The sequence below is a fragment of the Methylorubrum sp. SL192 genome (assembly GCF_026672325.1).
GTDB lineage: Bacteria > Pseudomonadota > Alphaproteobacteria > Rhizobiales > Beijerinckiaceae > Methylobacterium > Methylobacterium extorquens.
This window is the reverse complement of record NZ_JAPPQV010000003.1, coordinates 829,379-846,317: the sequence shown is the minus strand read 5'-3', so window position 1 is coordinate 846,317 and position 16,939 is coordinate 829,379. Positions and strand designations below refer to the sequence as shown.

The window sequence follows — 16,939 nt, the reverse complement described above, 5'->3', positions numbered from 1 at the left end:
CCGACCAGGATCAGAGCGTGAAGTCGGCGGCCGTGGGCGCCGTATTGCCCTTGATGGCGAGCTTGAATTCCGGGGAGGCGTCGCCGGCCGTGTTCCCCTGGACGACGACGTAGTCTCCGTCGTCGCGCGTCTCCTGCGTCACCAGGAGTTGTCCGACCCCCGTGAAGGCCGCGCCGGTCGCGAGGGTGAAGGCTTGGTTCCCGGCCTGCCCGGCATCGGCGTCGATCGCGCTGAGGTCGATCTTGTCGCCCGGCCGGAAGCCCTCGATGGTGTCACCGTTCGCTGCGCCGGCCGAGCCGAAGCGGTAGGTGTCGCTGCCCTCGCCGCCATCCATCACGTTCGCGGCGTCGCTCGCCGTGATGTCGTCGTTGCCGGACCCCGTGACGACGTTCTCGACGCCCCAGAGCACGTCGCGACCCGACTGGGTGCTGGTCGCACTGCCGCGCCCGGCCAGACCCGTACCGAGGTTGACCGCGATGTTGGCGGTGATGGCCGACATGTCGAGCGTGTCGCTTCCCAGCCCGCCCCCCATCTCGTCGCCCCAGTAGGTGTCGTCGCCGTCACCGGTCTCGGCCACGAACAGGTCGTCGCCCTCGCCACCGATGACCGTGTCCCGGCCGGCGCCGGCGGTCACGAGGTCGTTGCCGGCTCCGGCGAGGATGCGGTCGTTGCCGCCATCGCCGTACACCATGTCGGCGCCGCCGCCGCTGAGGACATCGTCATCGCCGTCCCCGGCGAACACCACGTCCCGGCCCTCGCCGGCATCGACGAAGTCGTTGCCCGCGCCGGCCCGGACCACGTCGGCACCGCCGCCGGCGAGGATGTTGTCGTCGCCGTCCAGGCCGAGGATGGTATCCGCCCCCGCCGTGCCGTTGAGGACGTCTCCGTTCGCGCCGCCGGCGATCACGCCGGGCGCGTGGTTGACGGGCGGATTGGTGCCGGGACCGGTCCCGGGCCCGTCCTCGTCGCCGTCACTCCCGCCGACGGGGTCGGTCGTCCCGTCCCCGTCTCCTTGCCCGTCGTCCTCGTCGTCGCCGGGATCGTCCCCGCCGCCGACAGGGTCGGTCACGCCGTCGTCCTCGTCCTCGTCCTCACCGGCATCGCCGCCACCGCCGACCGGATCGGTCGGGCCGTCCTCGTCCTCGTCGGGATCGCCACCCACGGGATCGGTGTCGCCGTCGTCGTCATCGTCGCCGGGCTCCGTCCCCGGCCGGTCCTCGTCGGACAGCTCGAAGATGTGTTCCGGCAGGACCGTCAGGCCGGTGTTCCGGGCAACGATGTCCGAGAAGCCCTGGCCGTCGACGAGGTTCTCGTAGAAGTCGAAGTTGTCGAAGCGCTCGAGGTAGTAGAAGCGGTCGCCGTCCTGCAGTCGGTCGAACTGCTCGTGCAGCACGACCCAGAAGGTCTGGCCGACGACGCCATTGTTGATGTGCTTCTCGGCAAGCCCGCCGACCCAGAGATCGAGCCGGTCGATCCCCTTCACGACACCGGTCCCATCGGCCTGCATGGCGATGGCGATGTCGCCGTTGATCGCCCGGAAGGCCGCGATGTCCGCGGCGGCGAGGACGAGGTCCGGGTAGGCTTGCCGGAACTGCGCGATCACCGCGTCGCTGAGGCCGTTGCGCGCCTGGAAGTCCTCCCAGGAGGCGTAGGGCGAGAGGTCGCCGCCAGCGAAGCCCACCGCGTCCCGGATGTAGGGATTGGTGGAGGCCGCCAGATCGGCTCGGACCTGGTTGAGGGTGCCGAGGCCCACATCCCAGCCGCGGGCCACGTTGAAGGCGAACAGGTCGGCCCGAATGCGCACGAGGTCGTTGCGGACCGCATCGACGATGTTGAAGTCGACGTCCTCGGCCGCCTGCTCGATGGTGCCGCCGATGATGCCGCCGACGCCGTACTGGGCGTAGCCGGGCTGCGGCACGTAGCCGGGGGGCAGCGGCGCGGTGAACACCGAGGGATCGTTGCTCGGGTTGAGGAAGGCGTCGAACAGGCTGACCGGAACGGTCTCGCCGTCGGCGCCCTTCACGTTCAGCGTCTGCCCGATCAGGGAGTGGCCGAACCGGAACACCGCCGCCGCGAACTCGTGGCTGATCGCGACATCCACGCTCGGATCATAGGCCTCGAACCCGTGCGTGCCGTCCGAGCGCAGACCGCCGATCAGCGTCTCCAAGTACTCGTCGAAGACGACACGCTGATACTCCGCCTCGTTGACCATCTTGGCGGCCTGGAACACCTGCTCGGGCGTGCCCTCGAAGCCGGATTCGAGGAGCTTCTCGACGTGGTAGTTGTGGTTGCGCGCCCAGACCGTGTGGATCGAGGTGAGGGCGAAGTTCTCGTTGGCCCGCCCGTCGCCGGCCACGAAGTGGTCGAGGACGCTGATGAAGGGGTTGGTGTCGAGCAGCAGCGGATGGCCCGAGCCCATGAAGTTTCCGACGAGCTTCGTGAGCACCTGCGGGTCGAAGGCGCCGGTCTCCGTGTTGAACAGGGTGCCGGTCACCCCCTCGGACAGGGCGAAGTTCGTGTAGTAGGTCCGGAAGCTGATCGGCCCGGCCGGTCCGGCGAAGATGGTGTCGGCCTGCCAGTGGTGGTTGACCAACTCGCGCAGCGTCGGCAGCAGGTTGAAGGCGGGGTTGGACGGGTCCGGTGCCCCCGCCAGGAGCCGCATGCCGACGCCCTGCGCCCCGTCGCTCTCTCTCAGGAACTGGCCGACCAGCGCGTTGGAGCCGTAGGCTTGGTTCTGGTCGATGTAGGGGGAGGTCTGGTTCTTGTGCTGCGGCACGCCGTTCGCATCGACGGCCATGACGGTGCCGCGGGTGAGGTCGGCCGGGTTGTTGGAGCCCGGTGCCCCGCCGCCGGGCGCACCGATCACGATCGAGCCGTTGCCGCCCTTGGGCAGGAAGTCGAGCCCGTGGTCGATGTACTGGCCCATCGCCATGAAGAAGATGTTGGCGTCGTTTCCGGCCTTGGGCAGGCCGGCCTCCTGCGTGCCGAGGATGTTGCTGATGGTGCGCGCGTCGAGGCCGTCGAAGATCGGGTTGATGGCCCTGTTGCCGTTGGCGTCGGCCTCGCCGTAGCGGGCCTGGGTCAGGCGGATGAAGGCTTGGTCGGCGCTGCCCCAGGTCGGGTGGTCGAGGTTGTTGCCGTGGCCGCTGAGCTCGCGGTAGCCCGTCGGTACGTCGTCGTCGCTGGCATTGTCAGGGCGCTGGCCGCGCACCAGCGCCTCCAGCCCGTCGATGTCGGCTGCCGTGTAGGCGAAGGCGCCGGTGATGCCCTCGCCGTCCCCTCCGTCGGCGCCTGATTCGACCGTGATCCGCGGCATGCCGCCCGCGGCCGAGAAGGTGATGGTATGCGACCCGTTGGAGAGGGTCGTCATGCCGTTGGCGCCCGCGGCCGCGATGTAGTCCGCCCGGTTCGAGCCGGCCGGCAGTTCGATCACGTCCTGCGGCCGCAGGGTGCCGACGATGGTGTCGTGCCCCCCGTTCGAGCGGAAGACGATGCGGTGGGCCGAGGTGAGGGCGGCCATGTCCACGGTGTCGTCGCCCGATGAGCCGTCGATGGTGATGGTGTTGAAGTTGAGGCTGGTGCCCGTGAAGCTGCCGATCACCTGGATCGTGTCGCCGCCATTGGCACCGCCGTTCTGGCCGCCGGGCGACGTCACTTGGAGCGTGTTGACGCGGATCTCCTCGACGTTGTCGAGTTCGGCGACGATCGCGGCGGCACCCGTGCCGTTGCGGGTGATCACGATCTCGGTCGAAGCGGCGAGCTGCGCCTCCGTATTGCCCGCGACCTGGAGCCAGGCTGACCGGCTGTAGATGCGGAAGGTCTCAGGCCCCGCGGTGCCGTTCAACTGGTAGGTATCGGTACCGGCCCCGCCATCGACGCGGTCGCGCCCGTCGGTACTGACTTGAATGAACGTATCGTTGCCGCCGCGGCCGTTCAGGATGTCGTTGCCGGCGCCACCGTTCATCGTGTCGTTCGGCTGGATCCCGAAGAGGGCGGTGTCGGCGCCGTTGGCGATGTCGTCACCGGCTGTGCCGTTGAAGGTCCTGTTGAGCGCCGTGCCTGTGAAGCTGTCACCGACGACGCCGGTGGGCGCCGAGAACAGCTCTTCCGGATTTCCCGCTCCGTCGGTGAAGCTCACCCGCAGCCTCAGCACGTCCCCGACCTGGGCCTGGCCGGGCGTGTAGTTGAGCGTGCCGGCGGCGTTGCCTGCGATGTCCGTCCAGGTCTGGCCGTTATCGCCCGATTGCTGCCAGCGCAGCGAGAAGGCCCCAAGACCGTCGGCGTCCTGGATCGCGGCGACCAGCGCGCCGAGCGGCTGGCCCTCCGTCGGCGAGACGAGCCCGTTCGTCGGCGTCGGGTCCGTGACGACGGGCGCGCCGGTCGCGACGGCGTTCACGGCGACCTGCTCGACGTTCTTGAGCTCGGCGATGACGATCCCGTTGCGCACGACCACGGTCTGCGTGTCGTCACGGAACGATAGGTTCGCGAACTGCGCCCGGGCCTGGGCCAGCGTGAGCTGCTGGACGGGACCGGTCCCGTTCATGATCCGGAAGCTGTCCGTGCCGGCGCCGCCATCGACGAAGTCGCGGCCGTCGCCGGTCCGCCACAGGACGTTGTCGTTGCCGGCTCCCGCGAAGACGAGGTCGTTGCCCGCGCCGCCGCTGAGCGTGTTGTTGCCGGCCGTCCCGACCACGATGTCGACGGCCGCCGTGCCGTTGGCGACCAGCGCGTAGGGCGTGAGGTCGTTGCCCATCTGGATCTGCTCGATCGTGGTGAGCGTATCGACGCCGTCGCCCTCCGCTCCGAGGTTGTCGCTGACGACGACCTCGCCCTGCGCGTTCCGCTCGAAGCTGTAGGCCGCGATCGGTCCCGAGTAGATGGCGGTGTCGGTGCCGGCGCCGCCGATCAGACGGTCGTTGCCGTGCCCGCCGGAGAGTTGGTCGTCGTCGTTGCCGCCGTCGAGCGTGTTGTTGCCGGTCCGGCCGATCAGGGTGTCGGCGCCGTCGTTGCCGAGGAGGGTGTCGTCGCCCGCGCCGCCATCGACCCGGTCGTCGCCGCTGCCGGCGTAGATGGCATCATTGCCGACATCGCCCTCGATGTCGTCGTCGCCGTCGCGCCCCAGGATGACGTTCGGGCTCGCGGAACCCGTGATGTCCTCGGCGGCGGCAGTTCCGACGAAGGCGGACTGGACGGAGGCCGTCTGCTGCAGGCCGGTATTGCCGGCGACCGTGCTGCTCCAGTTCGCGACCACCCGGATCTCGACGCCCGTCGCTCCGGTCGGCGTGAAGAAGGTGCCCCCGTTCGTGACCTGGCCGTCCGCGCCCGTCACGTTGCGCCACTGCCCGTTGTCGGCCAGCACCTGCCATTGCAGGGTCACGGGCCGGGTGGTCGCGTTCACACGGTTCACCAGCGTCGCGACGAGTGTCGAGGAATCGTCGCCGTCCGCGTCGAACGGTCTGATGGTGAGGCTGTCGAAGGGCTGGTTGAGAACCAGCGCGACGTCCGCCGTGCCGTCCGCGAAACGCAGCTTCTCAATGTTGCGCAGCGTATCCGTGCCGTCATCGACGGTGGGATTGGTCAGCGTGGTGTGGGTGACGGTGAGCGTGCCGTTCGCCGCGCGGGTGATCGTGTAGTTCGCCCGGATGTCGTTGAACACGGCGGTGTCCACGTCCGCCGCCGTCGCTCCGGTGGTGATCACCTCGCGGACGATTGCGAGCTGGGTCGGGCTGATCACCCGGTCGATCATCAGCTCGAAGAGCGACTTTCCGGCCCAGCCGCGCGCCTGATTGGCGGCGCTGTCGTCGAAGACGTGCTTCAGGCTGTCGGCCGTCGCCATCTCCTGGCCAGCATCCGCAGGATTGCGGATGCTGATGCGCACGTTCAGCCAGCGGTCGCCGTCGAGGATGTCGTTGCCACCGTTGCCCTGGAGCGTATCGCTGCCCGCGCCGCCCAGCAGGATGTTGCCGGCCTCGAAGAACTGCTGCCCGGAAGCAAGCGACACGATCTGGTCGAGGCCCGCGATCCGAGCGATGCCGGCCGCGTCGAGCCCGTCGTTGAAGAACACGCCCTCGTTTGCCGCCGTGATCGGCGCGCCGGCAGGCGCCTCGGCATCCGCGTTGGCGGCCGCGGTCCGGTCGTCGCCGATGAGCGTGTCGTTCAGCCGCCAGCCGGAGAGACCCTCCGTCTTGTCGAAGCGGTTGCGCAGGATGTCGGCTTCTTCGGTGGTGAAGATCGGGATGCGCATGTCGGCATTGGCCGCGATCTGGTTGCCCTTGTAGATCGCCCAATCGAAGCCGAACATGCCCTCGTTGCGCATCACGCTCTCGCCCTGGACCATGATGTCGTCGCCGGACTCGCCGTCGAAATCATGCTCGTCGCCCCCGGCAAACATGACGTCGTGGCCCTTGATGGCCGAGTTGAAGAACAGTTCCGAGTTGTCGCCGGCGGTGGTGTCGAAGCCGCCGCCACCCTCCATCCAGTCGTCGCCCTCGTTGCCCATCAGAAGGTCGGCGTCGTCGCCGCCGATCACGAAGTCGTCGCCCTCGCCGGCAAAGACTTCGGTCGCATCGACGCCGACGAAGATCGCGTCCTTGCCGCGCCCGCCCATCAGGATGTCGACGCCGTTGGAGTTGGCGATGACGTCGTTGCCGTCCTCGCCCTTGAGGAAGTCGCCGGTATCGCCGGAATCGGTGATGATGTCGTCGCCCGCCCCGCCGTTCACGAGATCGACGCCTGCGCCCGCCTCGATCCGATCGTCGCCTGCATCCCCCCAGATTCCGTCATCGCCGAAATCGGTGATGATGGTGTCGTTGCCGTCGGTGCCGCCCACCAGCACGTGCTCGCCGCCGGTGAAGCGGAGGTAGTGCCCGGTGGCGAACGGCTGATTGAGCGCGGCCGGATCGACGACGGTTGCGTCGAGGTCGGCGGCCGGGCTGGCGATGGACTGCCCGGTGCGCAGGACGTTGCCGGCGCCATCGCGCAGGAACGGGTCGGCGGCCGGATCGTAGCCGGGCGTCTGCGCCGGGGTCAGATCGGACCGGTAGGCCGGCGCCGTCCGCACGAGTTCGATGTCGTCCACGAGGATCTGCGCATCGCCGCTGCCGGTGTTGCGGATCTCCAGGCGAAGCTGAAGGCCCGCAAGCGCCGACGGGACGACGCCCGTTGCGAGGGTGACAGTGCCCCACTGCCCGTCGGCCGGCTCCGTCAGGGTCAGCGTCCCGAGGGTCACGGGGTTCGCCCCGCCGACCGCCACGAGGCGCGCCTCGGCGCCCGGCCAGGTGAAGTCAGTGCGGTCCCCGACCTTGAAGCTGTAGGTGTAGCCGACGCCGGCCTGGAGGGTCGTCCCGCCCTCCTGCGAGAGCGTCGCGCCGCCCCGCAGCCATACGACGTTGGCGCCATCGCGGCCGGCGGGGTCGACGACCGCGTCGGCCGGCGCAAAGAGCCCGCCGACGCCCCCGGCGATGGTCCAGCCGGCCGGGTTCGTCGTGGTGTAGTTGCCGTTGCCGTCGAGGATCACGCCCTCCTGACCGGCGACTAGTGCCAAGCCCTCGAAGCTGCCGTTGGCGACCGCCACCGCCTCGGGGACGGACGAGCCGGGAGCGAAGGCGAGGCGCCCATCGGCACCGATCCGGAGCACCGGCGCGTCCAGCATGTCCGCCTGGGTCAGCGCGATGCCGAGCTTGGCCGCATTCGCCTTGAGATCGGCCCAGGTGACGGGGCTGCCGGCGCCGCCGACCCCATCCTCGCTGCCGTCCACGAGCGCGCCCGTCTGGCTCCCGTCCGCGCCGTAGCGCCGGACCAGGGCGTTGACCGAGGCGTGGAAGCCGCTCGCGCCCTCGTCGGCCGCGGTGCCGGGATCGTCGCGCACGACCTTGCCGAGGCCCATCGCCTCCAGCACGGGGTCGTTTCCGGTCGGGTCGCGGTCGGGGGCGGCGCCGTTCTGGTCGAGCTGGTTGGCGGCGTTCACCTCCAGCTCGAAGTCGTAATCGGCGAAGGCATCGACGCCGATATGGCGGGGCACGATGTCGTCCGCCGTGCCGCGGATGCCGTCAGGCCCCGGCAGCGACAGGCTCGAATTGGCGAGCATGATTTTCGAGAAGGAGTTCTGCTCCAACTCGTTGAGGAAGTTCTGCCCCTGGACGCGGCTGAGATAGTAGAACCTGTCGGCGTCCTGCAGGTTCTCCATCTGGGCTTCGAAGATGGCGTTGAAGGTCGAGCCCAGCATGCCGCCGAACGGCATCTGCTTCTCGGCCAGGCCGCCGATCCAGAGATCGACCGCGCCGAAGCCCGTTTCCCGCCCGGCCCAGCTCCCGCGCGAATTGAGGTAGTCGAGGCGATCCGTCGGTGCGCCCTCGCCGCCGAAGACCAGGGCCATGGCCGCGTCGCGCTTGGCCGCGAGCGTCGTCGCGGCGACAACGGTGCCGTGGGTGCCGTAGGCGGCGATGAAGTTCACCACCGAGAGCGGGTTTTTCAGGTTGGCCGCCATCTCCACCCAGCTCGTGTAGGGGGTGAGGAAGGTCGAGCCTGTCGCGGCGTAGAGCTGGGCCCGCGCCTCGTTGAGCGTCGGCGTGCCCGTATCGCGGCCGCGGGCGATGTTGATGGCCGCGAGATCGAGCGGCAGGCCGAGCAGATTGTTGCGCAGGGCACCGACGACGAACTCGTCGATTTCGCTGCCACGTTCGATGGTCATGCCGCGCATGATCGCGGCCGCGCTCTCGTCGTGGGACAGGCCGCCGTCGTTGTCGAACGCCAACGGATTAAGGAAAGCGTCGATCAGGCCGAGGTCGGCGTCGAGCGCCTGCCCGTCCGGCCCGAGCCGCGGCATGTTCTCGGTCAGCATCGAGTGACCGAAGCGGTAGACCGTATTGGCGAACTCGGCGAAGATCGACGGGTCGATCTCGGTCACCGGGTTGAACACGAACGGATCGACCAGCGGTTGGATCTTGCGGGCGAATTCCTCGAAGACGAGGTGCTGATACTGCATCTCGGTGGCGAAGCGCGCCGCCTGGAACAGCCGCTCACCGTCCCAGGACAGCGTATTGGCGTAGGCGAGCTGACCCAGCGCCGTCATCTGCGCGAAGTTGCCCGGCAGCGCCGCGATGTCGGTTGCCAGCCAATCGTTGATAAAGGCGAGATCGCCCGACTGCAGAATCGTGAGCTTATGGGCGTCGATCTGCCGGTTGTGCTCGGAATGGAAGATGTGGTGGACCGCAGTGAGGCCGATATTCTCGTTGCCACGCCCGTCGCCAGTGACGAAGTGCCGGTCGAGAAGCTCGTTGTCGTATTCGAGATTGCGGCCGGTCTGCGGGTTCATCTGAACCGCATTGCCCGTGAGCACGTCGGCATCGGGCCGGAGCACGCCGTTCACGGCGACCGGCACCGCGTTGTGGGCGATGTCGTCGAGGAACGCGTTGAAGGTGCGGGCCGCTGCGACCGTCTCACCGGCCTCGATGACGTTCTGCGCGCCGTTGGGACCCACCAGCACGGTGCCGACGGGAAGCTGGATCGCCGAGAGCTTTAGCGGCTCGGCGAGGCTGCCGCTGGCGTAGACGGCCTGCCCCCCAGGCCCCACCCCGACCATCACCTGCGGCAAGCCGTTGGCACTGCGGACGAACTCGCCGTAGGCATCCACCAGCAATTGCGGGACGGCCGAGACGTCGGCGTCCGTCAGTTCGATGCCGAGGATCGTCCGCGCCTGGAACTTGACGTCCGCCCAAGTGGCGAGGCCTCCGTCCGCGCCGCCGAGCAGGCGCCCGGTCGCGACGGGCCGCCCGTCCACGAGTGCGTATTCGCGCAGGAACACTTGGTGGGAGGCGTTCGAGGTGTAGGTCTGGTTCTGGTCGACGAAGGGTGTCGTGACATTGCGCTGCGAACCCTCGACCTGCGCGGCGCGCGTCAGCGTCATGAAGCGCAGATGCGGCGCGAGGTCGTCGGCAGTGCCGGCGAGGCCGTCCTGTCCGAGCACGAGCGGATCGTCGGCGGCGAGCGGGACGTAGACGGTGCCGTTCCCGCCCTTGGAGATCAGATCGAGACCGTGGTCGAAGAACTGGCCGAAGAAGGTCATCCAGGCATTGAACGGCTTCGACAGCCCCTCGTCGGGCGAGACGTTGAGCACGTCGATGGAGCCGTTGGTGACGGTGACGCCGGTCTGCTCCAGCAGCGCATCGAGGTTCGATTGCAGGACCGCGTGATCCCCGGCCGGGTTCGCGGCCTGGGCGGCCTTCAGGGCCTCGTGCGCTGCCGTGATGGCGCGCTGATCGGCGATGACGTTCTCCGAGCCGGCGATCCGAAGCGCCGCGGCGATGGCGGCCGGGTTGTCGAGCGTGGCATCGACCACGAGGTTCGAGATGATCCGCGGGTCGGCATCGGCGACCGAACCGGGCAGCCCGTAATTGGTGTTCGTGATGACCGGAGCGCCCGGTCCGAGCGCCATCGTGTCCCCGTCCGCGTCGTTGAGGTAGGTCGGCTCGAAGAGTTGCGGCATCGGCTGGCCGGACGAGCCCCAGGTCTCGCGGCCGGGCACGAGGTTGTTGTAGGTGCCGTCGACCGTGCGCAGCCCGTAGGGCACGTGGGGATCCGCAATCGCCTTCGGCGCCGCGGCATCGCCGAGCCAGTTGCCGGTGGCGTCGTAGAGCCCCCGATCCGTGAGAAGCGTGCCGGCGGCATCGAGGCGCAGTTCCGTGAGCTTGATGCCGCTCGCATGCGCTTCGGCGATCTTGATCTGCTTCAGGATGAAGGTCAGATCTTGAAGATTGAGCTTAACGGCCATGGCCACCTCCCAAATACGGATACAGGCGAGCATCAGCCGGCCTGGTGATGGACGGAGCGCCCCTTGTCCCCGGGGCGGTCTCCAAACTGGCCACAGCATTCCATCAGCCGCGCAAATTGGCTGGAGTTAAAAAATACTTAAAGAAAAGGAAAAAACCCTCATGCGGGGATTTTCCTTGCATAATCAGGCGCCGCATGTCGCGAGTTATTCTAACTGCTGTAGAACATTTGAGTTATATATCCTTGCAGCTTGGGCGCTAATTTGGTTAGTTTGCTGCATAAATCTATTATATGCCTTTAATCATCCATATTTATCAGTTAAATTGGAAATATCGATCATGAAGGGTGCACCGTGGACCCGGCTGGCTCGGGTAATACTATCGGGGCGCTCCGGAATGGCCGCTTGAGCGCCTTTGGAGCATCGCGCACGAAGGACTCCGTTTGCAGGAGCGCACCGCCTTGCTACAGGCCGCAGACGGCGGGCTAGAGCCCTACAACCCGGACTTCAATCCGATCGAGCAGGTCGTCGCCAAGTTGAAGGGCCTGCTCCGAACCGCGGCGGCCCGCACGGTCCCAGACCTGTGGCACACCATCCAGCAGGCCTCCGATTGCGTCACGGCCGACGAATGCCGCAACGGCCTCGCCGCAGCCGGTTACAATAACGACTTAGCCATCGCTGCGGGAACGGCTCTAGGTGACGTCTCAAAGCCGCGCAGCGTCCCGCATGATGGCTCGGGAGCGTAACCGACCGCCCCGTTTGAGCAAAGGAACGGGTCTTTCGCGGGGGGCGTCGCAGATTCGGACTTCCGGCAGCCTTAAGCCCACTCAACCTATGTACAATTGTGTACCCGACGTTCACCAAGAGCCTCGATTCGTCGGGCCCGAAAAGTCGCAAAACATTGTCGAAGCTAATGAATTTGGTGGAGCGGGCGATCGGGATCGAACCGACGACATTCAGCTTGGGAAGCTGACGTTCTACCACTGAACTACGCCCGCATCCGGCCGCTCGCGGAGCGGTGAGGCGCTCTTGAGCCGGAGGGTGAAACCGAGCGCGAGGCTTCGGAAGCACCCCATTTTCATAAGCGATGGCGGACGCCTGTCCACCCCTAAAATGCGTCGGCGCCGCGCCGCTGTGTCCGGTTGCCGACGCTGCGGCCGGCGATCAGCCAGTAGACCAGACCCGAGACGGCGCCCGTCAGGAGGAGGATTGCGGCCAGCCGCGCTTCCGCGGCCGACGCCACCGATCCGGCGGCCGGCGGCGGGCCGCCGCGGGCGAGCCAGGGCAGAAGCGCCGTGAGGCCGGCCGCCGCACCGCCGTACCAGAACGGGGAGCGCAGCCCGAGCGTCTCGCCGACGAGCGCGGCCAGCGTCGGCGGCAGGATCAGCAGGAGGCTGAGCGCCTGGGCGAAGAGGATCACGGCCATCACCGCCATGTCCGGCGGAACACCTTGGGCGAGATCCGACAGGCCGGCGAAGAGGCCGACGAGGCCGAGTTCGCCCAACGCCTCGCGGAAGCTTGGGTCGAGAAGCACCCCGGCGCCGAGTGTCAGGGCGCCGGCCGGGATGGCCACGATCAGGGCGAAGGCGGCCAGAAGGAGGCGTCCGAGCCAGGTCATCGGCCATCGGGTCTCCCTGTTGCTCCGCCGGAGCGACGGCGGCTGGGCGATCGATAGGCTGACGGGGCCGGATCAAGCAACCGACCTCAGGCCGCCCTGTCCTCAGCGCGTTCGGCTCCTCGCGGAGGATCGGCGACGCACGATACCGGCATCTTGCCGAAGCGCTCGGCCGGATGCCGGAAGATCGCTCAGCAGTCGAGCGTGGTGTCGCGCTCCCACTGGGTGAGGTGGCGGCAGTAATCGTCCCATTCCTGGCGCTTGAGCTTGAGGTAGCTCGGCACGAAGGCGCCGAGCGCCTCGTTGAGGACGGGGCTCGCTTCGAGCGCGCGGAGCGCGTCGAGCAGGTTGAGCGGCAGGCGCTTGACGCCCTCCACCGTGTGCCCGTCGGTGTACATGTTGATGTCGAGGCGCTGGCCCGGATCGCGCCGCTGCCGGATGCCGTCGAGGCCGGCGGCGAGGAGGCCCGCCTGGAGCAGGTAGGGGTTGGCCGCTCCATCCGCGAGGCGGAATTCGAAGCGCCCGCCGTCGGGAATGCGGATCATGTGGGTGCGGTTGTTGCCCGTGTAGGTCACGGTGTTGGGCGCCCAGGTCGCGCCGGAGGTGGTGCGCGGCGCGTTGATGCGCTTGTAGGAGTTCACGCACGGATTGGTCAGCGCGGCCAGCGCATCCGCCGAGTGGATCAGGCCGCCGATGAAGTGGTAGCCGATCTGCGACAGGCCGATCTCGTCCGAGCGGTCGGCGAACACGTTCTGGCCGTCGCGCCAGAGCGAGACGTGGGCGTGGCAGCCCGAGCCCGTCAGGTCCATGAAGGGCTTGGGCATGAAGGTCGCGCGGAAGCCGTGCTTCTCGGCGATCGAGCGGGTCATGTACTTGAAGAAGGCGTGCCGGTCGGCGGTGATCAGCGCGTCGTCGTAGTCCCAGTTCATCTCGAACTGGCCGTTCGCGTCCTCGTGGTCGTTCTGGTAGGGCTTCCAGCCGAGGCTGAGCATCGCGTCGCAGATCTCGGTGATCACTTCGTAGCGGCGCATCAGGGCGGATTGGTCGTAGCAAGGCTTGGTCTGCTTATCGGCCGTGTCGGCGGGCTCCGAGCCGCAGGGCGTGATCAGGAAGAACTCGCACTCGACGCCGCTCTTCATCTGCAGCCCTTCCTCGGCCGCTTCCTTGATCAGGCGCTTGAGGATGTTGCGCGGGCCCTGCTCCACCGCCTTGCCGTTCATCACGAGGTCGGCGGGCAGCCAGCCGACTTCCGGCTTCCAGGGGAGCTGGATCAGCCCGTCCGCGTCGGGCATGGCCAGCAGGTCGGCGTCGGCGGGGCTCATGTCGAGCCAGGTGGCAAAGCCGGCAAAGCCCGCGCCGTTGCGGCAGGTGCTGCCGATGGCGGCCGCCGGCACCAGCTTGGCGCGCTGGGTGCCGAACAGATCGGTGTAGGACACGAGGAAATACTTGATGCCGCGCTCCCGGGCGGCGGTCTCAAGATCATGCGCCATTGCAAGGATCCTTCCGGCTTGGTGGTGCGGCCCCATCGCCACAAAAGAAAAAGGGCCGCCCTCGAAGCGTCAGGAGCGGCCCTTGCAGGTCAGATGCCGGTCTTGCCGGGGATCCAGCCCGTGCCGGCGAGCGGCACCTGGGCCATCGCCGCGGCCTCGATGGTGAGCGCCACGAGATCCTCGGGTTCGAGGTTGTGCAGGTGGCTCTTGCCGCAGGCCCGCGCGATGGTCTGAGCCTCCAGCGTCATCACCGCGAGGTAGTTGGCGAGCCGTCTCCCTGCGAGTTCCGGATCGAGGCGCTTGGCGAGTTCCGGGTCCTGCGTGGTGATGCCGGCCGGGTCGCGGCCCTCGTGCCAGTCGTCGTAGGCGCCGGCCGTGGTGCCGAGCGCCTCGTACTCCGCCTGCCAACGGGGATCGTTGTCGCCGAGCGCGATCAGGGCGGCGGTGCCGATGGCCACCGCATCGGCGCCGAGCGCCAGCACCTTGGCCACGTCGGCACCCGAGCGGATGCCGCCCGACACCACGAGCTGCACCTTGCGGTGAAGCCCCAGATCCTGAAGCGCCTGCACGGCGGGGCGGATCGCGGCCAGCGTCGGGATGCCGACATGCTCGATGAACACGTCCTGCGTCGCGGCGGTGCCGCCCTGCATGCCGTCGAGCACCACCACGTCGGCGCCGGACTTCGCGGCGAGCGCGGTGTCGTAATAGGGGCGGCTCGCGCCGACCTTGACGTAGATCGGCTTCTCCCAGTCGGTGATCTCGCGCAATTCCTCGATCTTGATCGCGAGGTCGTCCGGCCCGGTCCAGTCCGGGTGGCGGCAGGCGGAGCGCTGATCGACGCCGGGCGGCAGGCAGCGCATGCCGGCGACGCGCTCGGTGATCTTCTGGCCGAGCAGCATGCCGCCGCCGCCGGGCTTGGCGCCCTGGCCGATGACGACCTCGATGGCGTCGGCCTTGCGCAGGTCGTCCGGGTTCATGCCGTAGCGCGAGGGCAGGTACTGGTAGACCAGGGTCTTGGAGTGGCCGCGCTCCTCCGGCGTCATGCCGCCGTCGCCGGTGGTGGTGGAGGTGCCGGCGATGGTGGCACCCCGCCCGAGCGCCTCCTTGGCGTTGGCCGAGAGCGAACCGAAGCTCATGCCGGCAATGGTGACCGGCGTCTTCAGATGGATCGGCTTCGAGGCGAAGCGCGCGCCCAGCACCACTTCGGTGCCGCAGCGCTCGCGATAGCCCTCCAGCGGGTAGCGGCTGATCGAGGCGCCGAGGAACAGCAGGTCGTCGAAATGCGGCAGCGCGCGCTTCGCGCCGGCGCCGCGGATGTCGTAGATGCCGGTCGCCGCCGCGCGGCGGATCTCGGACATCACGTCCGGGGTAAAGGTCGCCGACAGGCGCGGTTTCGTGCGCGGCGTCTCGCGGGAATCCTTGCGGTCGGCCATCAGTAGGCTCCGGCGTTGTCGACGTGGAAATGGTAGAGGGTGCGGGCCGAGCCGTAGCGGCGGAATTCGCTCGGGCTCACCTCCCCGGCAAGGCCGGCGGCGGCGAGCTTGTCGGCGAGTTCGCGCAGGTGCTCGTCGCGCATCTCTTTCTCGACGCAGTCGGCGCCGAGGCTTTTGACCGAGCCGCGCACGTAGAGCTTGGCCTCGTAGAGCGAGTCGCCGAGCGCCTCACCGGCATCGCCGAGGACGGTGAGGGTGCCGGCCTGGGCCATGAAGGCCGACATGTGGCCGATCGAGCCCTTCACGACGATATCGACGCCCTTCATCGAGATGCCGCAGCGGGCTCCGGCATTGCCGTCGATGATGAGCATGCCACCATGGGCCGTGGCGCCGGCCGACTGGCTGGCATCGCCCCGCACGTGGACGAGGCCGGAGATCATGTTCTCGGCCACCCCCACGCCCGCATTGCCGTTGACGAGAACGGTGGCGAGCTTGTTCATGCCGGCGCAGTAATAGCCGACATTGCCCTCGATCTCGACCGAGACCGGCGCATCGAGACCGGCGGCGATGGCGTGGCGCCCGTCCGGGCCGGTGACGGTCCAGTGGGTCTCGTTGGTGTCGGGCCGCAGGGCGTGCAGGGCCCGGTTCAGCTCGCGCAGGGGCGCGGATCGCAGGTCGAAGCTCGGCATCACTGGCGCTCCCCGGAAGCGTGCTCGGCGCTCGTGCGCTCCCACGCGTAGACCTTGGCCGGCTCGGGCTCGAACACACGGGCAGTGTCGATGCCGGGCAGGCCGACCAGCGCCCGGTATTCGGAGCCGAAGGCGACGTAGTCGTCGGTCTCGGCCATCACGGCGGGCTTGCAGGCGATGGGGTCGCGCACCACGGCAAAGCCGGTCTCGGTGCCGACCACGAAGGTGAAGAAGCCGTCGAGATCGGTCAGGCTCGATTCGAGCGCCTGCTTCAGCGAGGCGCCCTCGCGCATGCGCCAGCTGAGGTAGCCGGCGGCGACCTCGGTGTCGTTCTGGGTGGCGAAGCTCAAGCCCTCGTGCCGGAGGCGGCGGCGCAGGTCGTTGTGGTTCGACAGCGAGCCGTTATGGACGAGGCATTCGTCGGTGCCCGTCGAGAACGGGTGGGCGCCGTTGGTCGTCACCGCGCTCTCGGTGGCCATGCGGGTATGGCCGATGCCGTGGGTGCCGGACATCCCTTCCAGGGCGAAGCGCTCGGCCACGGAAGCCGGCAGCCCGACCTCCTTGTAGATCTCCATGCGCCGGCCCGCGCTCACCACGTCGATGCCGGGGGTGTTGTCCTTGAGCCAAGCGCGAATCTCGGCCTCACGCTCGGCAGGCACAGCGAGGACGGTGTGAGTGTCGCGCTCGGTCGCCTGCGCCGAGAGGGCCAGCGCCGCTTCTATCTTCGCGACCGCGCCGCGCAGCGCCTCCGGGCCGGGGCCGCGCAGGGTCAGCTTGACGCTGCCGGCATTCGAGGCGCTGTCCGAGCCGTAGACTGCGAAGCCCGCGCTGTCGGGGCCGCGATCGGTCATCGTCTCCAGCATCTTGGAGAGCATCGCGCCGAGCTGCGGTTCAAGCTTCGGATTCTTGAGGAATAGTCCGACAATACCGCACATCGGCGCCGCCCC

6 protein-coding genes, 1 tRNA gene and 1 pseudogene are annotated in these 16,939 nt (G+C 68.3%); 1 reads left to right on the top strand and 7 read right to left on the bottom strand.

All coding sequences use genetic code 11. The features are described from left to right. Positions 1-10: 10 nt before the first annotated feature. Entirely contained in the window at positions 11-10,768 is a 10,758-nt protein-coding gene (locus tag OVA30_RS04720) for a peroxidase family protein (RefSeq protein WP_268174741.1), read from the bottom strand. A 482-nt stretch (positions 10,769-11,250) separates the two neighbouring features. Between OVA30_RS04720 and OVA30_RS04715 the strand changes: the two are divergent. Then, positions 11,251-11,445, top strand: a pseudogene (locus OVA30_RS04715) (IS630 family transposase); the annotation flags it as partial. A 243-nt stretch (positions 11,446-11,688) separates the two neighbouring features. Here OVA30_RS04715 and OVA30_RS04710 read toward each other — a convergent pair. From OVA30_RS04710 to OVA30_RS04685, 6 genes are all read right to left on the bottom strand, one after another. Beyond that, positions 11,689-11,763: transfer RNA gene (locus OVA30_RS04710), tRNA-Gly, on the bottom strand. A 110-nt stretch (positions 11,764-11,873) separates the two neighbouring features. Continuing rightward, the gene (locus tag OVA30_RS04705) at positions 11,874-12,383 is read right to left on the bottom strand and encodes a hypothetical protein (RefSeq protein ID WP_268174740.1); all 510 of its coding nucleotides are present in this window, start codon (positions 12,381-12,383) and stop codon (positions 11,874-11,876) included. A gap of 188 nt (positions 12,384-12,571) precedes the next feature. Further along, a complete protein-coding gene (gene glnT / locus OVA30_RS04700; protein ID WP_056111626.1) occupies positions 12,572-13,870 on the bottom strand; it encodes a type III glutamate--ammonia ligase in 1,299 nt (432 codons plus the stop codon). Between the two features lie 89 nt (positions 13,871-13,959). Next, positions 13,960-15,303: an FMN-binding glutamate synthase family protein gene (locus tag OVA30_RS04695; RefSeq protein WP_056462584.1), complete on the bottom strand. Its 1,344-nt coding sequence runs from the start codon at positions 15,301-15,303 to the stop codon at positions 13,960-13,962. Further along, positions 15,303-15,992, bottom strand: a complete 690-nt coding sequence (locus OVA30_RS04690; protein WP_015822231.1) for a protein glxC — start codon at positions 15,990-15,992, stop codon at positions 15,303-15,305. Before OVA30_RS04690 ends, OVA30_RS04695 begins: the two co-directional genes overlap by 1 nt. Next, positions 15,992-16,927, bottom strand: coding sequence for a class II glutamine amidotransferase (locus tag OVA30_RS04685; protein ID WP_268174739.1), 936 nt, complete (start codon positions 16,925-16,927; stop codon positions 15,992-15,994). The genes OVA30_RS04690 and OVA30_RS04685 overlap by 1 nt, the downstream gene beginning before the upstream one ends. Positions 16,928-16,939: the final 12 nt, after the last annotated feature.